This is a genomic window from Xenorhabdus thuongxuanensis, from assembly GCF_001908095.1.
Lineage (GTDB): Bacteria > Pseudomonadota > Gammaproteobacteria > Enterobacterales > Enterobacteriaceae > Xenorhabdus > Xenorhabdus thuongxuanensis.
Genome location: NZ_MKGR01000018.1, coordinates 14,535 through 40,534, shown reverse-complemented (window position 1 = coordinate 40,534; position 26,000 = coordinate 14,535). Strand labels below are relative to the sequence as shown.

General features: G+C 48.3%; 10 protein-coding genes and 3 pseudogenes. 5 read left to right on the top strand and 8 right to left on the bottom strand.

Going from position 1 to position 26,000, the window contains the following annotated elements:
- Window positions 1-348: 348 nt before the first annotated feature.
- Window positions 349-15,906, top strand: a pseudogene (locus tag Xentx_RS12245) (non-ribosomal peptide synthetase); the annotation flags it as partial.
- Window positions 15,907-16,088: 182 nt separating this feature from the next.
- Here Xentx_RS12245 and Xentx_RS12240 read toward each other — a convergent pair.
- The gene (locus tag Xentx_RS12240; RefSeq protein ID WP_074020513.1) at window positions 16,089-17,000 is read right to left on the bottom strand and encodes a LysR family transcriptional regulator; all 912 of its coding nucleotides are present in this window, start codon (window positions 16,998-17,000) and stop codon (window positions 16,089-16,091) included.
- 246 nt (window positions 17,001-17,246) lie between these two features.
- Here Xentx_RS12240 and Xentx_RS12235 point away from each other — a divergent pair, with 246 nt between their 5' ends.
- The 3 genes and pseudogenes from Xentx_RS12235 to Xentx_RS12225 all read left to right on the top strand — a co-directional run.
- Complete coding sequence (locus Xentx_RS12235) at window positions 17,247-18,458, top strand: MFS transporter (protein ID WP_074020512.1); 1,212 nt, start codon at window positions 17,247-17,249, stop codon at window positions 18,456-18,458.
- Complete coding sequence (locus Xentx_RS12230) at window positions 18,455-18,862, top strand: carboxymuconolactone decarboxylase family protein (protein WP_074020511.1); 408 nt, start codon at window positions 18,455-18,457, stop codon at window positions 18,860-18,862. Before Xentx_RS12235 ends, Xentx_RS12230 begins: the two co-directional genes overlap by 4 nt.
- A 42-nt stretch (window positions 18,863-18,904) precedes the next feature.
- Window positions 18,905-19,147, top strand: a pseudogene (locus tag Xentx_RS12225) (terminase TerL endonuclease subunit); the annotation flags it as partial.
- Window positions 19,148-19,224: 77 nt separating this feature from the next.
- On the opposite strand, the gene Xentx_RS12220 reads toward Xentx_RS12225, so the two are convergent.
- Window positions 19,225-19,752, bottom strand: a complete 528-nt coding sequence (locus Xentx_RS12220; protein ID WP_074020544.1) for a hypothetical protein — start codon at window positions 19,750-19,752, stop codon at window positions 19,225-19,227.
- A gap of 242 nt (window positions 19,753-19,994) precedes the next feature.
- Here Xentx_RS12220 and Xentx_RS20155 point away from each other — a divergent pair.
- Window positions 19,995-20,190: pseudogene (locus Xentx_RS20155) on the top strand (helix-turn-helix domain-containing protein); the annotation flags it as partial.
- An 87-nt stretch (window positions 20,191-20,277) separates the two neighbouring features.
- Here the strand turns inward: Xentx_RS20155 and fis are convergent.
- The 6 genes from fis to accC all read right to left on the bottom strand — a co-directional run bounded on the left by fis (window position 20,278) and on the right by accC (window position 25,987).
- Window positions 20,278-20,574: a DNA-binding transcriptional regulator Fis gene (gene fis, locus Xentx_RS12215; RefSeq protein WP_010847912.1), complete on the bottom strand. Its 297-nt coding sequence runs from the start codon at window positions 20,572-20,574 to the stop codon at window positions 20,278-20,280.
- 7 nt (window positions 20,575-20,581) lie between these two features.
- Window positions 20,582-21,565, bottom strand: coding sequence for a tRNA dihydrouridine synthase DusB (gene dusB, locus Xentx_RS12210; protein WP_074020509.1), 984 nt, complete (start codon window positions 21,563-21,565; stop codon window positions 20,582-20,584).
- A gap of 284 nt (window positions 21,566-21,849) precedes the next feature.
- The gene (gene prmA, locus Xentx_RS12205; RefSeq protein ID WP_074020508.1) at window positions 21,850-22,731 is read right to left on the bottom strand and encodes a 50S ribosomal protein L11 methyltransferase; all 882 of its coding nucleotides are present in this window, start codon (window positions 22,729-22,731) and stop codon (window positions 21,850-21,852) included.
- Between the two features lie 26 nt (window positions 22,732-22,757).
- Window positions 22,758-24,203: a sodium/pantothenate symporter gene (panF, locus tag Xentx_RS12200; RefSeq protein WP_074020507.1), complete on the bottom strand. Its 1,446-nt coding sequence runs from the start codon at window positions 24,201-24,203 to the stop codon at window positions 22,758-22,760.
- A complete protein-coding gene (locus Xentx_RS12195) occupies window positions 24,193-24,435 on the bottom strand; it encodes a YhdT family protein (RefSeq protein ID WP_074020506.1) in 243 nt (80 codons plus the stop codon). The genes panF and Xentx_RS12195 overlap by 11 nt, the downstream gene beginning before the upstream one ends.
- Window positions 24,436-24,637: 202 nt before the next feature.
- Window positions 24,638-25,987, bottom strand: a complete 1,350-nt coding sequence (gene accC / locus Xentx_RS12190; RefSeq protein WP_074020505.1) for an acetyl-CoA carboxylase biotin carboxylase subunit — start codon at window positions 25,985-25,987, stop codon at window positions 24,638-24,640.
- Window positions 25,988-26,000: the final 13 nt, after the last annotated feature.

Here is a 26,000-nt window from a genome sequence, read left to right as displayed (position 1 = left end):
TAGATCCATTTTTATTTAGTTATGGAATTCAGCGTAATAAAAAATTGATGTAGATCAAAAACGCGTATCTAAAAAACAGGGAAAAAATGGAATGCCTTCTTATGGTTCATCAAATGAATCATTTATTCCGTTGTCTGGGAAATTATTGTCACATCATTTTTGGCTGTGCGGTTATTAACCGGACTATGACATCCAGCGCCTGAGAAAAATATTGTCTGAGTATCTTTCGATGCTTGGCGTGCCCGTTGTTATTTCTCCTAAAAGTAAAAGAAAAATATTTGTGATGGTTGCTGGGAATAACAGTTTTCAAATATCCGATAGATTCGTTGAGGTAATAAGTAAATGAAAGACAGTATTACCAGCAAGGAAAATACCCTTAAAGTGGGGTTGCTGGAAACTTGGAACGCCACGGAAATCCCATATCCTGGCCATGTATGTATTCACCAGTTGTTTGAACAACAGACAGAGAAAACCCCGACTGCCGTTGCGTTAATCGCTGGGGATCAGACCCTGAGCTATGCGGAACTGAACGCCCGGGCCAACGGTTTGGCTTGTCAATTGATTGAACAGGGGATTTGTCTGGGTGACCATGTAGCGATCTTGTTAGAACGCTCAATTGAACTGGTGGTGGCTCAGTTAGCTATTCTTAAAGCGGGTGCGGTTTATGTCCCTATCGATCCCAACGTACCGGATGAACGGAAAAACTGGCTGATAAACGATTGTGCCGCCAAATTACTGTTGACTGAGATGCAGACGGAAATCCCGGCTGAATTGGTTGTCCCGCGGCTCCGTCTTACCTGCGAGACAGAACCGATCAGGGCAGAAGATCACCGTAATCTTGATTTATTGGGTGCCAGTGCTGGGCCTGCGTATATCATGTACACCTCCGGTTCGACGGGTATACCAAAAGGGGTTATCGTGCCTCATCGGGCTGTCGTCCGGTTGGTTGTCAATAATGGCTATGCTGATATCGAACCCAATGACCGGATTGCTTTCGCCGCTAATCCAGCTTTCGATGCCAGTACCTTCGAAGTTTGGGCGCCGCTGCTTAACGGTGCTGCGCTGGTAGTTATTGATCATACCACGTTGCTGACACCGCGGGATTTTGTCCAGGCATTACAGGCGCATTGCATTACGGTCCTGTGGATGAGTGTCGGGCTGTTTAACCGGCTGGCGGAGGAGCTATCTCCGGTGCTGCCTCAACTTAAAATGCTGCTGGTCGGGGGAGATGTCCTCGATCCGCATGTCATTGCTCAAGTACTGCGTAAGAACCCGCCACAAAAATTATTGAATGCCTATGGTCCGAGTGAGGGAACCACGTTTACCACGACCTACCCTATTCACGAATTAACATCGGGTACGACTTCTATTCCTATTGGGCGACCCATTGCCAACACCCGGATTTATTTACTGGATACTGATGGTCAACCGGTGCCATTGGGGATAACCGGTGAGATTTATATCGGGGGTGACGGAGTAGCTTGCGGTTATCTCAATCGCCCTGAATTGACCGCTGAACGCTTTCTCACAGATCCATTTAGCGATAAACCGAATGCGCGTATGTACCGCACCGGAGATTTAGCCCGCTATTTGCCGGACGGCAATCTAGAATTCCTGGGCCGTAACGATCAGCAGGTGAAAATCCGTGGTTTCAGGATTGAACCGGAGGAAATTGAGGCTCGATTGGTAGAATATCCGGCGATACGTGAAGCTGTGGTGCTGGCGTTAGGGGAGGGGCAGGACAAACAACTGGTTGCCTATGTGCTGACCCAAGAGAATGACGAATTGGCCGCTCGCCTACGTGAACACCTGAGTGCACGGTTGCCGGATTATATGATACCGGTGGCCTTTGTGCGTCTGGATGAATTTCCATTGACACCGAATGGTAAATTGGATCACAGGGCATTGCCGGCACCGGGGGAGAACGCCTTCGCTCGTCAGGTTTATGAAGCGCCGCTAGGAGAGAAAGAGATTGTTCTGGCAACCCTTTGGCGCGAATTACTGGGTATTGAGCGAATTAGCCGACATGACAGTTTCTTTGCGCTGGGCGGTCACTCTTTGCTCGGAGTACGGATGATTGAACGCCTGCACAATCTGGGATTGACACTGGCCGCCCGTAACCTGTTCCAGTGTCCGGTGCTGTCAGAATTGGCTCAGACATTGGAGCAACATCAGGCTGTAGTCGTACCGCCGAATGTCATTACCCCAGCGACCACCGTGCTGACACCCGCAATGTTGCCGCTAATTGATCTGACCCAGTCTGAGATTGACCACATTGTTGAACAGGTGCCGGGCGGGATCGCTAATGTTCAGGATATCTATGCCCTGTCGCCGTTGCAGGACGGTATCTTGTTCCATCATCTGCTGGCGAAGGAAGGTGATCCCTATCTGCTGGCCTATCCGATGATTTTTGCTGATAGGATGCTGCTGGATCGCTATCTGGCAGCAGTACAACAGGTGGTTGATCGCCATGATATCCTGCGGACTGGATTTATCTGGCAGGGATTATCTGCACCGGTGCAGGTGGTCTGGCGTCAAGCACCTTTATCGGTCACTGAACTGACTCTGGATCCGGCTGATGGGCCAGTGGGTGAGCAATTGGCTCACCATTTTGACCCACGTCAGTATCGTTTTGATCTGAGTCAGGCTCCCTTGTTGCGCTTTGTAGTAGCACAAGAAACAGTAGCGCAGGAAACCGATGGCCGCTGGCATGTGCTGCAATTGCAGCATCACCTGATTGGCGACCATACGACAATGGAAGTGATGCACCGTGAAGTACAGGTTTGTCTTGCCGGACAGGATGACAACTTGCCGATACCGGTGCCTTTCCGCAATCTGGTGGCGCAGGCCCGGTTGAATATTAATCAAGCAGAGCATACTCGCTTCTTTACTGACATGTTGGCTGACGTGGATGAGCCGACGCTGCCGTTTGGTCTAACCGAGGTGCATCGTGATGGTTCGCAAGTCACACAATCGCACCGGATGTTATCGCCAGAACTAAATAACCGTCTTCGTCAGCAGGCAAAACGTCTGGGAGTCAGTGTAGCAACATTGTGTCATTTGGCCTGGGCGCAGGTGCTGTCGCAGACCAGCGGTCAGGAAAAAGTGGTGTTTGGTACTGTGTTGTTCGGGCGCATGGCGGCGGGAGAAGGGGCTGACAGCGGCATGGGGTTGTTTATCAATACTTTGCCGCTGCGACTGGATATGGATGACACGCCGGTGCATGACAGTGTACGGCTGGCACAGTCCCGGCTGGCCAGATTGCTGGATTATGAACATGCTTCACTGGCGCTGGCTCAGCGTTGCAGTGGAGTAGCGGGTAGCATGTCACTGTTTAGTGCCCTGTTGAACTACCGGCATAATGAGGAGCCGTTGATCCCACATGAGATTGTACCGGGTATCGAATTCTTGGGTGAACAGGAGCGAACCAACTATCCGTTGGTGCTGTCGGTTGAAGACGGGGGTTCTACTCTGGGATTGACTGCACAGGTAGTACAGCCGTTTGAGCCGGATCGGGTATGTGGTTATATGCAACAGGCGTTGGCAAGTCTGGCAGACGCGTTGGAACGGGCACCGGAAACGCCGGTACGGGCACTGAACATTTTGCCTGAAACGGAACGTACATTATTGCTGGAAACCTGGAACGCAACTAAAAAACCGTATCCTGAGCAGTTATGCATTCATCAGTTGATTGAACAGCAGGTAGAAAAAACGCCTGGTGCCACAGCATTAGTATATGAAGGAAAAACCCTTAGCTATGCCAAATTGAATGCTGATGCTAATCGGTTGGCTCATCAATTGATTGCACTAGGAATCGAGCCGGATCAGCGGGTAGCGATTTGCATGGCAAGCACACCGGCACGGGTGGTGGGTTTGTTGGCGGTGTTGAAAGCCGGTGGTGCCTATGTACCGCTGGACCCAGCTTATCCGGGGGAACGTCTGGGGCATATCCTGAATGATGCTGCTCCCTCAATAATATTGGCTGATGAGACCGGACAGGTAGCGTTGGGCGAGGAGGCGCTTGTCGGACTGTCTTTGATTGATCCAAACACCCTGCTTGATCCGAATACTTTTTCTGATCAAACGGATAGCAACCCGCAGGTAGCGGCGCTGACTTCCCGTCATCTGGCCTATGTGATTTATACCTCTGGTTCTACCGGCGTGCCTAAAGGGGTGATGGTTGAACATCGTGGGTTAGTCAATCTTATTCGGGATAAAATTGTCCAGTTTGGTATTCATTCCGGTAATAGGGTGTTGCAGTTCGCTTCATTTGGTTTCGATGCCAGCGTTTGGGAAACCATGATGGCGCTGACCGGTGGTGCCAGTTTGGTTATTCCGGCCGACACGGTTCGTCAGGATCCGTACCGTCTCTGGCATTATCTGGAAGAGCAAGCGGTGACACACGCTTGTTTAACTCCAGCTCTTCTACGGGATGGGGTTGATTTACCTGCGCTGACAATAAAGCCAACAGTGATATTGGGCGGTGAAGCGCCCAGCCCAGCGCTACTCCAGACATTAAACCGTCAAGCCACGCTATTCAATGCCTATGGCCCGACGGAAATTACCGTGTGTGCCACCCATTGGCGTTGCCCATTAAACTATACTGAGGCATTGGTGCCTATTGGGCGTCCAACGGCGAATACTCCAATTTATCTGCTGAATGACTACTGTCAGCCAGTGCCATTGGGGGCAGTGGGGGAGCTGTATATTGGTGGTGCCGGTGTGACACGCGGATATCTCAATCTCCCTGATCTGACTGACGAACGTTTTCTGGCCGACCCGTTTAGTGATGCAATTGATGCGAGAATGTATCGCACCGGAGATTTGGCTCGTTATTTGCCGGATGGCAATTTGGTGTTTGTTGGCCGTCATGACCAGCAGGTGAAAATCCGTGGATTTCGGATTGAGCCGGGTGAAATCGAAGCGCGGTTGACAGAATATCCTGCGGTGCGCGAAGCGTGTGTGTTGGCGCTGGATGACGGGCAGGACAAACGTTTAATCGCCTATGTCGTGGCGGAAGAAGACAACGGATTGGCTGCCCGTTTGCGTGAACATCTGAGCGCTATTTTGCCTGATTATATGGTGCCGGCGGCTTTTGTGCGTCTGGATGCCTTCCCGCTGACGCCAAACGGCAAACTGGATCGTCGGGCGTTGCCGGAGCCGGAGCAGAATGCCTTTGCCCGTCAGGTTTACGCAGCACCACAAGGGGAGACAGAAACTGCATTGGCGGCTATCTGGAGTGAATTATTAGGCATTGAGCAGATCAGCCGGTATGACAACTTCTTTGCGTTGGGAGGGCATTCACTGTTAGCGGTACGGGTCATGAATCGTATCGCTGCTTTCGGTGTTGAACTGCCGCTGGTTGCCTTATTTACATCACCGTCACTTGCGGCTTTTGCGGAGAGGATCCGCGTCCAACGCAATGAGGGAAGGAATAGATTGTCTGAGATTATTCCCGTACCCCGTGATAGTGTTTTACCGCTGTCATTCGCTCAACAGCGTTTGTGGTTCCTGGCGCAGTTTGATGGCGTCAGTGATACCTATCATATTCCGCTGGTACTGCATTTGCGTGGGCAGCTTAATATTACTGCCTGGCAGCAGGCGTTAAATCGTCTGTTTGCCCGTCACGAAGCGCTGCGTTCAGTCTTTATCATGACTGACGGTCAGCCTCAGGTTGAACTATTGCCAGCGGAATCTGGTCTGCCGGTGAAACAATACGATCTGCGTAACGTGCCTGAAGCAGATGCGCAACTTAAGCTTCTGTGCGCACAAGAAGCAGAAATGCCATTTGATCTTGCCTGTGGTCCCTTAATCCGTTGTGCTCTGATACAACGGGCCGATGAGGATTACACCTTCTTGCTGACTCAGCATCACATTGTGTCTGATGGTTGGTCTTTAGGGATATTGAAATCAGAACTGAGCGCCCTTTATTCGGCTTGCTTGAATGAACAGCCTGATCCATTGCCCTCGCTGGTTATTCAATATCCTGATTATGCCGCTTGGCAGCGTAAGGTCTTCTCTGTTGAAGGGTTACAGGCGCAGAGTGATTACTGGCAGCGCACACTGGCCGATGCTCCTGTATTGTTGGAATTGCCGACAGATCGACCCCGCCCATCCCGCCAATCATTTACCGGCGGCCGGATACCTGTGCAGATTGATGCCGTGTTGGTACAGGCTCTGAAACAGTTGGGACAACAACACGGTGCCACATTATTTATGACATTGCTGACTGCCTGGGCGGCACTGTTGTCGCGTCTGTCTGGACAGGATGATCTGGTGATCGGTATACCCAGCGCCAACCGCAACCGGCGGGAGATCGAGCCGCTGATCGGATTCTTTGTCAATACTCTGGCATTGCGCATTAATTTATCCGGTACACCGGATATGGTCACACTGCTTCGGCGTGTGCGGCAGACGATACTGGGCGCACAGGCGCATCAGGATCTGCCTTTCGAGCAGGTGGTTGAGATCGTACAACCTCCCCGCAGACCGGAACATACCCCGTTATTCCAAGTGATGTTTGCCTGGCAGGAGAGTGACACAGAAGAGTGGCAACTACCGAGATTAGCGGTGACACCAGTTGTACAGGGATACGATATCGCTAAATTCGATCTGCAACTGGAATTGACAGAGAAAGCGGGTGAGGTTGTTGGGGAACTGAATTATTCTTCTGCCCTGTTCGATCCTGAAACGATTGAAAGACAGGTCGGCTATTTGCAGGCTCTACTACGGGCGATGGTGAACCATCCTCAACAATCAGTCACGACCGTGGATATTTTGTCATCCACTGAACGGGCGTTATTGCTGGAAACCTGGAATGCGGTCGTAGCGCCGTATCCTGAACAGTTGTGTGTTCATCAGTTGATTGAACAACAAGTAGAAAGAACCCCGCACGCCATCGCGGTAAAGTATGAAAACCAGACGCTCAACTATGCTGAATTAAATGCCCGCGCCAACCGATTAGCGCATCAACTGATGGCATTAGGGGTAATACCCGACCAACCGGTCGCCATTTGTGTGGCACGATCGCCGGAGAGAATAGTGGGATTGCTGGCGGTGTTGAAAGCGGGCGGGGCTTATGTGCCATTGGATCCGGCTTATCCGGGTGAACGTCTGGCTTATTTGCTTACTGATGCTGCACCCACTGTTTTGCTGGCGGATCATATTGGACGGGCAGCTCTGGGTGAAGAAGCACTGAAGACGCTAACTGTACTCGATCCAAATGCCCTGCCGGACACCGATCAACCCGATAATAACCCACAGGTTCCTGATCTCACCTCACGGCATCTGGCGTATGTGATCTACACTTCTGGGTCCACTGGCAGACCGAAAGGGGTGATGATTGAACATCAGAGTCTGGTTAACCTGACGTTGGAACACATTGCCCAGTTTGATGTTGGCGTCACCAGCCGGATGTTGCAGTTTGCCTCATTTGGCTTTGATGCCAGCGTCTGGGAAATCATGATGGCGCTGGGCAGTGGGGCTATGCTGGTTATTCCGACTGAAACAATCCGGCAAGACCCGCACCATCTCTGGCATTATCTGGAAGAGCAATCAGTGACGCACGCTTGTTTGACCCCCGCTCTGCTACGGGATGGTGTGGATTTACCGGCGCTGACGATAAAGCCGACCGTGATACTGGGCGGTGAAGCACCCAGTCCAACGCTAATCCAGACATTAAACCGTCAGGCCACGCTGTTCAATGCCTATGGTCCGACGGAAATCACTGTTTGTGCCACCACCTGGAATTGCCCGTCAGACTATACAGGGGGATTAATTCCCATCGGTAGACCGGCAGTTAACAAGCGTGTCTATCTGTTGGACAAACACGGTCAGCCGGTGCCGCTGGGCGCAGTCGGTGAGTTATATATTGGCGGTGTGGGTATGGCCCGTGGCTATCTCAATCGCCCTGAACTCACTGCTGAACGTTTCCTGACGGATCCGTTTAGTCATCAACCGGATGCGCGGATGTATCGAACTGGGGATTTGGCTCGTTACCTGCCGGATGGCAATTTGGTATTTGTTGGCCGTAATGACCAACAGGTTAAAATCCGTGGCTTCCGAATTGAACCGGGAGAGATTGAAACTCGGTTGATTGAACACCCAGCGGTGAGTGAGGCATTGGTAGTGGCGTTGGGTGATGGACAGAATAAACGCCTGGTGGCTTATGTGGTAGCGCAAACGGATGATGGATTGGCCGCCAGTTTGCGTGAATACCTGAGTGCGCAGTTGCCGGATTATATGGTGCCGACGGCTTTTGTACGTCTGGATGAGTTTCCGCTGACGCCAAACGGCAAGCTGGATCGCCAAGCGTTGCCGGCGCCTGATCAACATGCTTTTGCACGTCAGGTTTATGAAGCGCCACAAGGAGAAATTGAGCATGCGCTCGCCACTATCTGGAGTGAATTGCTGGAGGTTGAGCAGATTAGCCGGCACGACAGTTTCTTTGCGTTGGGGGGGCACTCACTGCTTGCTGTGCGGATGATTGAACGTTTGCGGCGCATGGGACTGGGCGTATCGATTCAAACGCTATTCGAGCATCCGACACTCAGTGTCTTGGCTCAGTCTCTGGCTCAACATTGTGAAATCAGGATACCTGACAACGGCATTACGCCGGATATGATGACGCTGACGCCAGACATGCTGCCGCTGATTGACCTCACTCAGCTTGAAATTGACTGCATTGTTGATCAGATATCGGGTGGGATGGCTAACATTCAGGATATCTATGCCCTGTCACCGCTACAGGATGGCATTTTATTCCACCATTTGCTGGCAAATGAAGGTGATCCTTATCTTCTGATAACCCAACAGGCTTTTGCGGATCGGACTTTGCTGGATCGTTATCTGGCCGCGGTTCAACAGGTGGTCGACCGCCATGATATTCTGCGTACCGCTTTTATTTGGGAGGGATTATCAGCTCCGGCTCAGGTGGTTTGTCGTCAAGTTCCCTTATTTATCACAGAATTGACACTCGATCCGGCTGACGGCTCGATCAGTGACCAACTGGCCCAACGCTTTGATCCGTGCCAGCATCGTATTGATCTGAGTCAAGCACCGTTGTTGCGCTTTGTTATTGCTCAGGATACTGATGGCCGCTGGATCTTGCTGCAACTGTTACATCACCTGATTGGTGACCATACCACGTTGGAAGTGATGAACAATGAAGTGCGGGCGTATCTTACCGGACGAGGAGACAGCTTGCCGATACCGGTGCCTTTCCGTCATCTGGTGGCACAGGCTCGGTTGGGTACCGGCCAGCCAGAGCATACCCGCTTCTTTACCGATATGCTGGCGGCGGTGGATGAGCCAACGCTACCGTTCGGATTGACGGAAGTTCATCATGACGGCTCGCAGGTGGCGGAATCACACAGAATGCTGCCGCCTGCATTGAATAGTCGTCTGCGTAATCAGGCACGGCGTTTAGGTGTCAGTGTGGCGGCGCTGTGTCATTTGGCCTGGGCGCAGGTGTTGTCGCGTACCAGTGGTCAGAAACACGTGGTGTTTGGCACGGTGCTGTTCGGGCGTATGCAGGCTGGCGAAGGTGCTGACAATGGCATGGGGCTGTTTATTAATACCCTGCCGTTACGGTTGGATATAGATGAAACTCCGGTGCAGGAGAGTGTACAGGCCGCCCATAGCCGATTGGCAGGATTATTAGCGCATGAACATGCATCACTGGCACTGGCGCAACGTTGCAGCGGGGTAGCCAGTGGGACACCGTTATTTAATGCGCTACTGAATTACCGACATAATACCCAGCCGGCCACAGTAGATGAAATCATCGGCGGAATTGAATTCCTGGGGGCACAGGAACGAACCAACTACCCGTTTGTGTTGTCGGTAGAGGATGGAGGTTCCGATTTGGGATTGACTGCTCAGGTCGTCCAACCCTTTGATCCAGAGAGGATATGCGGTTATATGCAGCAGGCTCTGGAGAGCCTGACAGAGGCGCTTGAACAGGCGCCGGAAATGCCAGTACAGAGGTTGGAAATCCTGCCAGAAACTGAGCGCACATTGTTGTTGAAAACCTGGAATGCGACTGAAACAGCGTATCCTGACCAGTTGTGCATTCATCAACTGTTTGAACAACAGGTGGAGAATGCCCCGGATGCCACAGCGTTGGTCTATGAAAACCAATCTGTTAGCTATGCGGAATTGAATATCCGTGCTAACCGATTAGCGCATCAGCTTATCGCGCTGGGTATCGTGCCGGATCAACGGGTGGCGATTTGCATGGCAAGTTCACCGGCGCGGATAGTGGGGCTGTTGGCAATACTGAAAGCGGGGGGAGCCTACGTGCCGCTGGATCCCGCTTATCCGTGTGAGCGTCTGATTCATATTTTGACCGATGCTGCACCGGCTATTTTGTTGGCAGATAATACCGGACGTTCAGCATTAAATGAGCAAATACTTTCGCAGCAAATTGTTCTTGATCCGAATTCATTGCCTGATCAGCCGGATACCGATCAACCAGATAATAATCCACACGTTGCTGAGTTGTCCTCCTGTCATCTGGCTTATGTGATTTACACCTCTGGCTCGACGGGTACACCGAAAGGGGTGATGGTTGAACATTGCGGACTGGTGAACCTTATTCAGGATAAAATCAGCCAGTTCGCCATTCATCCCCATAGCCGGATGTTGCAATTCGCTTCATTTGGTTTCGATGCCAGTGTCTGGGAAATTATGATGACATTAGGCAGTGGCGCCAGTCTGGCTATTCCTGACGATGCTGTTCGTCAGGAACCACGCCGCCTCTGGCATTATCTGGAAGAGCAATCGGTAACTCACGCTTGTTTGACTCCTGCCCTGTTGCGGGATGGTGCTGATTTACCGGCGATGACCATCAAACCAACATTAATACTCGGTGGTGAGGCTCCTGGTGTGGCCTTGCTTCAGGCACTGCGTGGTAAAGCAACGGTATTCAATGCTTATGGCCCGACAGAAATCACCGTTTGCGCTACCGCCTGGCGTTGTCCATCAGACTATCAGGATGGACCTATTCCTATTGGGCGTCCGACGGCCAACACCTGTATTTATCTGCTGGATACCTGCGGCCAACCAGTTCCATTGGGAACGGTGGGGGAATTGTATATAGGGGGTGCCGGTGTTGCACGTGGCTATCTCAACCGTCCTGATCTGACCGCTGAACGTTTCCTTGCTGACCCGTTTAGTGACACAGATAATGCACGGATGTATCGCACCGGAGATTTGGTTCGTTACCTGCCGGACGGCAATCTGGTATTTATCGGTCGTAACGACCAGCAGATTAAAATTCGGGGCTTCCGAATTGAACCGGGGGAAATTGAAGCTCGGCTGACAGAACATGCCGCTGTACGTGAAGCGCAGGTATTGGCATTGGGTGATGGGCAGGACAAACGCCTGGTTGCCTATGTAGTGGTAGAAACGGTGGTGGCAGAAACGGATGACGGGCTGGTTAACCGTCTGCGTGAACATCTGAGTGCGTCATTGCCTGACTACATGATACCGACGGCCTTTGTACGTCTGGACGCATTCCCGCTGACACCTAACGGCAAACTGGATCGTCGGGCACTACCGATGCCAGGGGAAGAAGCCTTTGCCCGCCAGATTTACGCGGCGCCACAAGGGGAAGCGGAAACCGCCCTCGCCGCGATTTGGCATAACTTACTGGGCATTGAGCAGATCAGCCGACATGACAGTTTCTTTGCATTGGGTGGTCATTCATTGCTCGCGGTGCGTATGGTCGAACGTTTGCGTAATCTGGGTTTTACACTGGCAGTACGTGATCTGTTCCAATCCCCTGTATTGTCTGAACTTGCCCAAACCTTGAAACTGAATCAGGGCGAATGCGTGCCTGCCAACGTCATTACGCCAGCAACAACGAAGCTGACACCGGAAATGTTACCGTTGATTGATCTCACTCAGCCTGAGATTGATTACATCATCGAACAGATACCGGACGGGATTACCAATATTCAGGATATCTATGCGTTGTCGCCGTTACAGGACGGTATTTTGTTCCACCATCTATTAGCAAACGAAGGTGACCCGTATTTGCTGGCGGGTCAGATGGCTTTTGCCGATCGGTCTTTGCTGGATCGTTATCTGGCTGCGGTGCAACAGGTTATTGATCGCCATGACATCCTGCGTACTGCTTTTATCTGGGAAGGATTATCGGTTCCTGCTCAGGTGGTGTGCCGTCAAGTGCGATTATCGGTGACTGAATTGACATTGGATACTGCTGACGGGTCAGTCAGCGACCAGTTAGCTCAACATTTTGATCCGCGCCGATATCGTATTGATTTGGGACAGGCGCCGTTGCTGCGTTTTGTCGTGGCACCTGAGAGCGATGGCCGCTGGATTGTACTGCAACTGATGCATCATCTGATTGGTGACCATACCGCGTTGGATGTGATGAGTAACGAAGTTCAGGCCTATCTTGATGGACAGGAAAACGATTTACCTGCGCCGGCACCTTTCCGCAATCTGGTGGCACAGGCTCGGCTGGGGGTAAGTCAGGAACAGCATATTCGCTTCTTTACCGACATGTTGGCTGAGGTGGATGAGCCTACGTTACCGTTCGGATTGACAGAGGTTCATCATGATGGCTCGCAAATTACAGAATCGCACCGGATGTTGACCGCAGAGCTGAATGAACGTTTACGCAGCCAGGCACGGCGTTTGGGTGTTAGCTTGGCTGCTTTGTGTCATCTGGCCTGGGCGCAAGTGTTGTCGCGTACCAGCGGACAGAAACAAGTGGTATTCGGCACAGTATTGTTCGGGCGCATGGCAGCCGGTGAAGGTGCAGACAATGGCATGGGATTGTTTATTAATACCCTGCCGATACGGCTGGATATGGATAATACGCCGGTACGGGACAGTGTACAGGTGACACATCGCTGGCTGGCGGGATTATTGACACATGAACATGCGTCACTGGCGCTGGCTCAACGTTGCAGTGGCGTACAAGGTGGAACCCCACTGTTCAGTACCTTGCTGAACTATCGGCACAATGCATTGCCGACGGCTTCGAATGAAATCATGGACGGTGTTGAATTCCTTGGCGCACAGGAGCGAACCAACTATCCGTTTACGCTGTCAGTGGAAGATTTTGGTGAAGCGCTAGGTTTAACCGCGCAAATTGTCCAGCCATTTGATCCGGAGCGGGTATGTGGTTATATGCAACAGGCGCTGGAAAGTTTGGTGGAGGCACTTGAACAAGCGCCAGAAACGCCGGTGCAGATGCTGGAAATCCTGCCTGAGACAGAGAAGAATTTATTACTGAAAACCTGGAACGCGACTGAAACAGCGTATCCCGACCAACTGTGCATTCATCAACGGTTTGAACAACAAGTGGAGAAAAACCCTGATGCTACGGCGTTGGTCTATGAAGGGCAATCCTTTAGCTATGCGGAGCTGAACGGCTATGCTAACCGGCTGGCTCACCAATTAATTGAACTGGGTGTGCAGCCTGATCAACGGGTAGCAATTTGTGTGAAACGTTCACCAGCAAGGATAGCGGGGCTATTGGCCGTGCTGAAAGCGGGAGGCGCCTACGTACCATTGGATCCCGCCTATCCGGCTGATCGTCTGGCGTATATGCTGAATGATGCCGCTCCGTGGGTAGTACTGGCGGATAATACCGGACTTACCGCATTGGGTGAAAAAACACTGGCGAAATTAACTGTACTTGACCCGAATACTCTGCCTGACCAACCGGATAGTAATCCGCAGGTTCCTGGATTAACTTCACGGCATCTGGCCTATGTGATTTACACTTCCGGCTCGACCGGTATGCCGAAAGGGGTGATGGTTGAACATCGTGGGTTGGTTAATCTTATCCAGGATAAAATCAGCCAGTTTGACATTCATCCCCATAGCCGGATGTTGCAATTCGCCTCATTTGGTTTCGATGCCAGTACCTGGGAAATCATGATGGCACTGTGTGGTGGTGCCACTTTGGATATTCCTGCCGACACGGTTCGTCAGGATCCATGCCGCCTTTGGCATTATCTGGAAGAACAGGCAGTGACTCATGCCTGCCTGACACCGGCTCTGTTGAGGGATGGTGCGGATTTACCGGAGATAAACATAAGGCCAACATTGATTCTGGGTGGGGAAGCGCCCAGTGCGGCGCTGCTCCAGGCACTGCGTGGCCGATTCACGCTGTTCAATGCTTATGGCCCGACAGAAATCACGGTATGTGCCACCACCTGGCGTTGTCCGGCAGATTATATTGAGGCATTAACGCCTATCGGACGTCCGACAGCCAACACCTGTGTTTATCTGTTGGATGCTAGCGGCCAGCCGGTTCCATTGGGAGCGGTAGGGGAATTGTATATTGGTGGTGATGGTGTAGCGCGTGGCTATCTCAACCGTCCTGATCTGACCGCTGAACGTTTCCTGACTGATCCGTTTAGTCAGACACCGAATGCACGGATGTACCGAACCGGAGATTTAGTCCGCTACTTGCCGGATGGCAATCTGGTATTTATTGGCCGTAACGACCAGCAAGTTAAAATCCGGGGATTCCGTATTGAACCGGGTGAGATCGAAGCTCGGCTGACGGAGTATCCGGCGGTGCGTGAAGCTATCGTACTGGCTTTGGGGGATGGACAGGATAAACGTCTGATCGCTTATGTCGTGGCGGATGAAGATAACGGACTGGCCGCCCGTTTGCGTGAACATCTGAGTGCTATTTTGCCTGATTATATGGTGCCGACGGCTTTTGTACGTCTGAACGCATTTCCTCTGACCCCTAACGGTAAGCTGGATCGTCGGGCACTGCCGGAGCCTGATCAAAATGCCTTTGCTCATCAGGCCTATGAAGCGCCGCAGGGGGAGGTTGAGATCGCATTGGCTACCATCTGGTGTGAATTGCTGGAGACTGAGCAAATAGGCCGGTATGACAATTTCTTTGCATTGGGTGGACACTCGCTGCTTGCTATGCGGATGATAAACCTTGCCGCCGGTCGGGGTTTGATGTGTACATTGAATAACCTATTCCAATTCCCTGTGTTGGCTGAACTGGCATCAAAAATCACATTGGATCCCCTGTCTCAGCCGCAAAGCAGTGCGATACCTGTGCAGCCATTCGGAACGGAACCGCCGCTATTCTTTGTACCCAGCGGCATGAATGATTACTCCTATATCTTTGGATTGGCTCAACATATTCAGTCAGACTATCCGATTTACGCATTGCCCTGGCCGTCCATCAATGAAGAACCGGTATCGACTCTTGAAGAGCTGGCCGCCAAAATGATCACCTTTATGAAAGCGGTTCAACCAAAAGGCCGATACCGGATCTACGGTTACTCTGCTGGTGGTGTACTGGCTTATGCCATTGCCCAACAACTTTTGCATGCCGGTGAAACCGTCGATTTCTTGGGTTTGATTGATACGCCTGCCCCTCATTGTTTCAGGCAGCAGATTATTCAACCCAAACTTCAGTTTCTTGCTGAACTGGCAAAACAGTCGGATGGGGAACATGAAGAGGAGATTGCGGCATTGCATCAGAGAATTGATAAACTAAATTTGGTGCAATTTATTGCTGCGGCACAAAAACTGGAACTCTATCCGGCAAACCTGCGTCCTGACTTAATCGCAAAACGTTGGGAACAGATGGTAAATTATATGCAAATGGTCAAAGAATATGAACCACAAGCATTGGCGATAACGCTCCACCAGTTTTATGCAAGAGAACCTTATCCGCAGCTCCCTTTTGTTACGGAAGCTGCATTACCCTCCTTTAGTATGGAACCGTCGTTAGGCTGGAAACAGGTCATGCCTGATTCTTTGCTCCAGTTAACATCTGTACCGGGCGACCATTTTAGCCTGATGGAGGATAGTAAAAATAAAACCATTTTGGCTAAAACCTTAAGTATGGCGTTAGCAATGAATTATGAAGCGGAGGCGGTGTAATGTCAGTGATATTGCAGGAATAGTAAGCGGTTATTGACGGCGATATTGTCTGGTTAAAGATATTTATCTGGTGCGTCATAAAATCTCGCCCCGCTTCTTATTATTAAACCGATAAGAAGCGGGGCGGGTGTCTTGCATAATTTGACACTTAGTCATCACTGAGAAAAATTTCATTTTTATAGTTAGATTCCCTTCTTATTGAGTAAACTGTTTAAACCATTAATGACTATTTCTCTGGTTTCACTCTTACGTATTGCCGCATAAACATCAATATTCAAGGATTGAGCCGCAATTTCATCTAATTCTCTATAACAAAGTCCTTTTTGATTAGCAATACACATAGAGCGGGGCATTAATGCCATACCTTTTCCTCTTGAAATACTGGAAAGCATGACCAGTGAGTCATCAGGCTCCTTACATCTTTTTAATAGGAAAGGTAATTGTTGAAAGTAATTTTCACATTTATCGTAAAAAACGGGATTTGCATTTCTTGAAAACCAAAAAAGGGGGAGATCTGAAACATTGGTAAGAGAAACGTTTTCTTTTAGACTACCAGGATGAGAGGACGGCATTGCCAGCAGAAGGGGTTCACGATAGAGCCAGTAAAATTGAAAATCATATTCATTATGTAGGCTCTGTTCTCCTATAATAACAAGATCCATTTTATCCTTTGAGAGAAAATGCAAGAGCTGGCTAGAAACCAGATGTTGTGTGCCAATTTCATCTCCTACCATAAGGGCTTTAATTTTATTACGGAGCTCCGATATATTATTAAAATTTAGAGTACTAGTAAGCCCAATACGTAAATAAGTTTCCTCATTTTTGACTTTACGCATGAGCAGAGTGAATTCATTGATGAGATGTGTTGCTTTTTCAACCAGAATTAGTCCATTGTCTGTCAGATGAACTTCATGAGTATTCCGAGTAAAAAGATCACAACCGAGGGTTTCTTCAAGACATTTGATATGACGAGTCAGGGGAGGTTGTGTCATATGTAACCTTTCCGCTGCTCTTCTGAAATTAAGCTCTTGAGCAACGGCTAAAAAACATTGCAACTGTTTTATGCTAGGTAGCTTATTATTAATGTTATCCACAAATTCTCCATTCTATTAATTGAGTGGCATATTGAATGACAAACACATTGTCTACTCATTTTTTACATCATAACAATTTAAATTTTATGTGAATTATTTGTAAGGCTTCAATATGAATAATAAAGCCGTTGATATAAAAAATGAATTACAAAATTAGCAATTCTCATGAAAATTCATGGTGGTATTTTGATATTGAAGAATTAAATAGAGGTTCTCATTTTAACTTTTATTCCAAGGTTGTAATTCATGACGTCAGAAATTAAAAGTCCTGAAATGTCGTTTAGGACATGGTTAGCTTTGTTTATTCTTGCAATATCAACGTTCACTATTGTGACGACGGAGCTGGCTCCTGTTGGCCTGCTGACACCTATAGCCGATGGCCTTCATACTTCCGAATCCAGTATTGGAATAACAGTAACACTGTACGCTTGGGGTGGGGCATTAAGTGCACTTTTGGCATCTGTTTTTCTGGGTAATCTACCCAAAAAGATCCTTTTATTAACGCTGACAATCATCTTGGTGATATCAAATACCTTGTCTGCAACAATTGATTCATTTGAAGTACTGCTGGTGGCTCGTGTCATTGGATCTGTGGCTCATGGCGCTTTCTGGGCGATGATCGGTGCGACAACTGTGGCAATGGTTCCGGTAAAGTATCTGGGTACAGCAACATCAATTGTCTTTGGTGGCGTCTCAGCCGCCAGCGTATTTGGAGTCCCTTTGTCTAACTATATAGGTCTGTACTTTGGTTGGCGTCAAGCATTTTGGTTGATGGCACTGCTGAGTATGGTTGCATTCTTTGGCATTATGCTTCTTGTTCCTAAAATCACGACCAAAAGTACGATTGGCATTAACGCCTTAAAAAGTGTGTTGAGTTCAGCCATATTGTGGAAAATTTATGCGGCTACATTACTTGCCATTACCGCACACTTTGCTGCGTTTACTTTCATTGAACCTTGGCTCAATTCGCAACCAACCCTTTCTAAAGGTTTCATCCCTACAATCTTATTCATTTATGGTATTGCAGGTTTGATGGGGAATTTCCTGACAGGCATTATCATTGATAAGTATCTTAAAACTACAGTCACACTATCTGCTTTGCTGATCGGCATTGTTCTTCTGAACTTAGGTATCAGAGCAGAATTATTATCCCGTACAGATATTCTGATAGCGATCGTTTTATGGGGAGTCGCAATTTCTGGGATTTTCGTAGGCTTACAAACATGGGTGCTCCGTCTGGCTGGCGACAAAACGTTTCCTGCATCCGCGGTGTATGTTTCGTTTTTTAACGGCGCAATCGGTATTGGTGCTTTAGTGGGATCCTGGATGGTTTCCGCTTTATCACTTCATGCACTATTTGTTACCGCAGGTGCCGCAATTGTTCTGTCCATACTGATTATTTCTATGATCCCTTCTAACAATTCCATCAGTAAAACATTTACGGAGAAAGCTTTATGAAACAAGGTACTGAACTGACAAATCATGGTCGGGATATTATGAATCAGTTAGAAAAAGGTCTCGCCGATAAGGTAATAAATCGCCTTAAAGAATTAGATGAAAACTTACCTTATCTGGTTACTGATTATGCATTTGGTTCAGTAGTAGGTCGTCCAGGTCTTGACCTTAAGACACGTGAAATGCTCACTGTTGCCTCTTTAGTTAGCCTTGGTAATGCTCCACAACAATTGGAGTTACATATGCGAGGAGCGCTTAATGTTGGCGTAACCCCTGAAGAATTACTTGAGGTTGTTATACAGATGGCAGTTTATGCAGGAGTACCTGCATGTATGAATGGGTTAACAGCATACCGTTCTGCTATTGCTGCTACAGAAAACAGTTTCCCAATTACATCAAGAGATTAATCATTTATTGTTGAAGTTGGGATTTTGAAGTGAGGTGATAATGTCTACACGAAAATCATTCGTCACAATGGCGATCCTGTGCTGGCGTGGGCGATGTCCAATGTGGTGATGGAAACGGACACGAACTCTAATATCAAGCCGAATAAGAAGAAATCAGCGAGTAAAATCGACCCCGCTATTGCGTTTCTGATGAGCTTTGATACATGGCAGAATGAGCATGAAGAGTTTGCTTTTAACTTAAGTGAGGAACAACAGCAGCGATTGAATAGCTTTGATGAAATTTAGTTAATTAAAAAAAGGAGCAAAACTAGTTCAGATCGCTCCTTCAATTCCGTTATCTAATTGAATAATAAAAAGTTAATTTATTCAAATTTTAGAGATAACAATATATCAGTGCTTACATCTTTGTACTGTTCCCACTCATCAACAGTTGTATTAAATGAAACAATTACTGCTTTACCATTAAATGATGTAGTTAACATTTTATTATGAATGTCTGTATCCATTGCTCTTGATATAAAATCTATTATCCGAGCATCTTTTCCATCTACAGTCACTTTTTGGAGTGATGGTTGGTAGTTTGGCATCAGTTTTACTAAAGAATCTGTAAACATATCTAATTGTTCTGGAAACATAGATACAGTTCCAGCGCTAATTATGATGTTAACTTTTCCTCGCTCATCGGTAAAAATAACTTTTTCATTACTATCTCTCATTGATGGGTATTTTAATCTTTTGGATTTTTCGTCCATCAAAATAAATCCCTTTGGGATTTTAATAGAGAGTGCATGTTTTGGAACTTGTTGTCGTTCCAAACTGACTTTAGCGAGTGTTTTAAACGGCAAAAATAAAATAAATATAATGGGTAATAATTTCCACATTTTTCTCATAGTGATTAATTCCGGTTTGAACGTTTTCAATAGATATTTTGTTTGAAAATAACTCATCATAACTTTATCTATTTAAAGAAAGTTAATTTTGATTTCTGGTTGTTATTATATGTATTAATGATTTGAATGTTGAGTCATTACCGCAAAAAAGTTAAGCGTTTATACTGGTTCGCTTATTGAACCAGATAAACCAATCAGTTAAGGTCCCCCCGCCATTGGCAAAATCCAATGGTCAAGGTTTTGCAGCCTTGAGTTCATCTACACTGGCAAATACTCTCAGTCGTCCGTGGCCGAAAGGCGGAATGGATCATCGCTAATTATCTCGAAATACGTCGTAACTTTTCACAAGGTTGGAACGTTTGGTGTACTGACCTCTATGACACATCTAATTCTTATTTTTCTTTGGTACTCATGTTGTTCTGTGAGTTTTTGTGCTGAGGATTTTTCGGTGGGGTAATTCTAAGTAAAAAGGCACTTTCTACATAGTAAAAAGTGCCGATTTAACAACGTGTTACTAGACTAGGATTAGTTCATGCCGTATTTTTTCAGTTTCTTACGCAGAGTACCACGGTTGATTCCCATCATCAGTGCTGCGCGAGTCTGGTTGCCACGGGTGTATTGCATCACCATGTCCAACAGTGGCTGTTCTACTTCAGCCAGTACCAGCTCATACAGGTCATTAACATCTTGACCGTTCAGTTGAGCAAAATAGTTCTTCAGTGCTTGTTTAACTGAATCACGCAGAGGTTTTTGAGTTACCTGATCTTGTGAATTTACAGTAGCAACGGTTAGTACATCAGAATTTACGCGTTGTTCGAACATAGTTCTGTCAGCTCTTTTCTTTATTTACGCAAAAATTTTCGAAGTATGCCTTCAACGCCTCCAGCTGTTCGCTGGCATCCTCTATGGCGTTGAATGTGCGCCGAAACTGGTCATCAGGGGCATGTTCCTTGAGATACCAAGATACATGCTTGCGTGCAATACGAACTCCTTTGCCTTGACCGTAAAAGTCATGCAGTTCTCGTACATGCTCGCTCATGAAGTGCTGCACTTCGCCAAGAAGCATCGGTGGTAGCAATTCTCCTGTTTCCAGATAATGCTGGATTTCCCGAAAGATCCAGGGTCTTCCCTGAGCAGCGCGGCCTATCATCAGGGCATCAGCCCCGGTGTATTCAAGCACTGCTCTGGCTTTTAGCGGGTCAGTAATGTCGCCATTGGCAATAATTGGAATGGCAACAGTCTGCTTAACTGTCCGAATATTGTCGTACTCGGCTTCACCATTAAACAGGCAAGCTCGCGTCCTGCCATGTATCGTAAGAGCCTGAATACCACAACGCTCGGCCAATTGGGCAATTTCTACACAGTTACGTTCTTCCGGTGACCATCCTGTTCGGATCTTCAAAGTGACAGGCACATCAACTGCATTGACTACCGCAGAAAGGATTTTTTCAACCAATTGCGGATAACGCAGTAATGCAGAGCCTGCCAGCTTACGATTCACCTTCTTAGCTGGGCACCCCATATTGATATCGATGATCTGAGCGCCATTGGCGACGTTAATTTTCGCCGCCGCCGCCATTTCATCGGGATCACTACCGGCTATTTGTACAGAACGCACTCCGGGTTCGTCGCTATGAACCATACGCAGGCGCGATTTATCCGTCTTCCAAACCTGGGGATTGGAAGAAAGCATTTCTGAGACTGTCATTCCTGCTCCCATCTGGTAGCAAAGAGATCGAAACGGGCGATCTGTTATGCCTGCCATAGGGGCTGCAATAAGACAGTTTTTCAACTGGTATTGTCCGATACGCATAGACGAAGAAAGAGTGGTCAACTGTGACTAAGGGCGCGTATATTACGCATTTTTCACAAGATATGAAAGGCCAAACTTTGAGCGAATCGACATTTATACCAGATTTTTTCCAGTTGATTTTTTTGAATTCGGTTTATTACTGTTAAATAACAAATGGTTACATTTTATTACTGAAATTTGTTATTACTGATATTTCTAATCATAAACAGAGCGGATTACCACCAATTGACCTCCTGGGTGATCATTTTAGTGGATAATCTCGCTTTTCAATAGGCATCAGGTGATTATTTTTTAATCCCTGTGATGCGACACCATTCTTCTTGCTCAGCTATTGGATCAATAATGAATTCATTGTCATAGGCCTGAGCAACCCCTTCAGCCTGACTAGCCAGAACACCGGATAAGCCCAATAATCCACCAGATTTAGGCAGTGAACCGATGACAGGGGCAAGTTCGCGCAGAGGGCCTGCCAAAATATTGGCAATCACGATATCGCATTCAAGATCTTTAGGTTGATCTTTGGACAGATAGAGGGTTAATTGGTCAGATACCCCATTACGTTCGGCGTTATCCCGGCTGGCTTGAATGGCTTGTGGGTCGATATCAATACCGATGGCGTGTTTCGCGCCCAGTTTCAGGGCTGCGATAGCCAATATGCCTGAGCCGCAACCAAAGTCGATGACAGTTTTACCTGTCAGGTCAAGGCCGTCCAGCCATTGCAGGCAAAGGGAGGTAGTTGGGTGAGTACCCGTTCCGAAAGCCAGACCAGGGTCAAGCATAACATTAACGGCATCTGGTTCGGGCACTTCGCGCCAGCTAGGGCAAATCCACAGACGTTTACCGAAGCGCATAGGGTGGAAGTTATCCATCCATTCACGCTCCCAATCTTTATCTTCCAGTTGTTCAATTTTGTGGATAAAGCCCTTGCCCAGTTGTGGCAGTTGTTCCAATTGGCTGACAACCGCTTTCATATCCATTTCCGCGTCATACAGGCCGATAACATCGGTATCACCCCATAAACGGGTTTCGCCCGGCAGAGGCTCAAAAATAGGCGTATCGTGGCTATCCTGAAAGGTGACTGATACGGCGCCACTTTCCATCAGTTCATCGCCTAACGCTTCCGCTTGTTGTCCCGTGGTGTTTAATCTTAATTGTATCCAAGGCATAAAAAATTCTCGTTTTGTGAATCACGTTATTGTGTGAAATGTAATCGTTTAGCGCAAACCACGCCGAATTTATTTCCTATCCAAAATGCCAGTAAACTCAGCAATAGCGATGGCACGATAGGATGAAAACCAAGGAGCTGGATGTTGAAAGTTGCCAGCATTGTATAACTTACCGCACCTGTCAGCATTGAGCTGATCGCTCCTTGGGCATTGGCTTTTTCCCAATATAATCCCAGAACCAGTGGCCAGAGGAAAACGGCTTGCAGTCCACCAAATGCCAGCAAGTTCAGCCAGATAATCATCTCAGGTGGGCGCCAGGCTGCCAGCAGCAGTAATGCCCCTAGAAATAGAGTGGAGTAACTGGAGATACGTGACAGTTTTTTCTCTTGGCTGATCTGGTGTGGAAACAGGTTTAAATAGAGATCTTTGACGATAGTGGCCGAAGATTGCAGCAGTTGGGCATTGATGGTGGACATAATCGCAGCCATTGGTGCAGCCAGAAAAATGCCGGCAGCCACAGGAGGCAGTACCGTGATCATTAAGGTTGGGATCACTTGATCGGGGATCGTCAGATCAGGAATGATAGCTCGGCCAAGGGCACCAGCAAGGTGCATACCGAACATCAGGAAGGCCATCACGATCGTGCCAAGCACAATACCACGGTGAACTGCCTTACTGTCTTTATAAGAGATACAGCGCACCGCGGTGTGTGGTAGCCCAACGACACCAAAGCAGACCAGTACCCAGAAAGATGCCATAAATGGCCCTGTAAGGATATTATCGGCACCGTAAGGAGAAACCAGGTTTGGGTCAATGGTACGCAGTGTCGTAACTGCCGCTGATAGCCCGCCGGCTTTGTAAATAATGCCTGCCAGTAATATCGCTGTTCCTAGCAGCATTACCAGCCCTTGTAAGGCATCATTGAGAACACTGGCCCTAAAACCGCCAAATGCGGTGTAGAGGGCAATGGAAACGCCAAAAATTAGTAATCCCGTATCGTAAGGGATGCCAGCGGCTGTCGCTAGTAAACGAGCACCGCCAATGAATTGTACTGTCATGGCACCGATAAAGGCGACCAGCAAGCTTATACTGGCAAACCAGACCAGAAAGCGGCTCTGATAGCGTTCATATAGCATGTCATTGAGTGTGACCGCATTGTAACGGCGGGCGAGGATAGCAAATTTTTTCCCTAGTACGCTAAGCGAGAGCCATATCGCCGGCAATTGGATCAGTGATAACAACACCCAACCGATACCATACTTATAAGCGGCGCCAGGGCCACCAATAAATGAGCTGGCACTGATATAGGTTGCTGTAATGGTCATTGCCAGTACAAAACCCCCCATTGAACGGTTGCCGAGAAAATACTCACTGAGGAATTCACCTGTTTGTCGGCGGCGATAAGCATAGATTGAGAGTATGAACACTAATGCCAGATATCCCACGAGAGGCAGAATGACTTCACTTTGCATCACTATCCTCCAGTGGAATGTCTTTAAATATAAACTTCACCATCAAGTAGCAGAGGATGATAAATAAGGCAGGTAGCAGCAGGCAAGCCAGTTCAAACCAGCGAGGCAATCCAGCTAAGCCGATGGCATCACTGGGTAAATAGGCACACAGCAGCCAGCCAACAAGATAAGCCAACGTCAGGAATATCGCCCAGCGTGCTTCTTTATTGGATTGAACAAATCGTCCGTCCATTCGTTCTCCGGGTAACTTATATGAAACAAGAGGGAAGGAATTGTACGGTAATGCGTGAATTTATTCAGGAGAAAATGTGTCGTGGAAATTGGAATAAAATCAAAATACTGTCTCAATTTTCGATAAGACATAAAAAAATCCCACCTATAAAAGATGGGATTTCATTCAAAGCAACAAACGCTAAATAAGAGTCAGAAAAACCTTACTTATCATATAAGCCCAGTTTTTTCTCCAGATAGTGGATATTGGTTCCACCTTTTTGGAAGTTCTCGTCATTCATGATTGCCAGTTGCAGATCGATATTGGTCTTGATGCCATCAATGATCAACTCGGACAGTGCGTTCTTCATACGCGCAATTGCTACTTCACGGGTTTCGCCGTAAGTGATCAGCTTACCGATCATGGAGTCATAGTAAGGCGGTACGGTATATCCCGCATAGATATGGGATTCCCAACGCACACCAAATCCACCTGGTGAATGGAAATGGGTGATCTTGCCCGGACTTGGCAGGAAGGTTTTCGGATCTTCTGCATTGATACGGCATTCGATCGCATGACCTTTGATTTCGACATCTTCCTGTTTGATGGACAGTGGCAAACCAGAGGCGATACGTAGCTGTTCCTTAATCAAGTCAACGCCAGTGATCATTTCAGTCACTGGATGCTCAACCTGAATACGGGTATTCATCTCAATAAAGTAGAATTCGCCGTTTTCGTACAGGAATTCAAATGTACCCGCTCCGCGATAGCCTATTTCGATACAGGCATTGGCACAACGTTCACCAATGCTGCGGCGCAGCTCTGGTGGGATGCCTGGTGCTGGTGCTTCTTCCACCACTTTCTGGTGGCGGCGCTGCATGGAGCAGTCACGTTCAGCCAGATAGAGCGCATTGCCCTGACCGTCAGCCAAAACTTGAATTTCAACGTGACGTGGATTTTCAAGGAATTTCTCCATGTATACCATGTCGTTGTTGAAAGCCGCCTTGGCTTCTGCGCGGGTCATGGCGATGGATTGTTCCAGATCTTTGTCGCTGCGGACAACGCGCATACCACGACCGCCGCCGCCGCCCGATGCCTTGATAATCACCGGATAGCCGATGCGATTTGCAATGGTTTTGTTTTTCTCGGCATCGTCACCCAATGGGCCATCAGATCCAGGAACGCAAGGTACTCCCGCTTTTTTCATTGCGTTGATAGCGGAAACCTTATCTCCCATCAAACGGATGGTGTCCGCTTTCGGGCCAATGAAAATAAAGCCAGAACGCTCGACTTGCTCAGCAAAGTCGGCGTTTTCAGACAGGAAGCCATAACCCGGATGGATTGCCTGTGCGCAAGTGATTTCCGCCGCAGAGATAATGGCAGGAATATTCAGGTAACTTTTTGCTGAAGCGGCTGGGCCGATGCAGACGGTTTCATCCGCCAGCAGGACGTGCTTCAGGTCACGGTCTGCCGCAGAGTGCACAGCCACGGTTTTGATCCCAAGTTCCTTACAGGCTCTCAGGATACGCAGTGCAATTTCACCGCGGTTAGCAATGACAATTTTTTCAAGCATGGGGTGCGCCTCG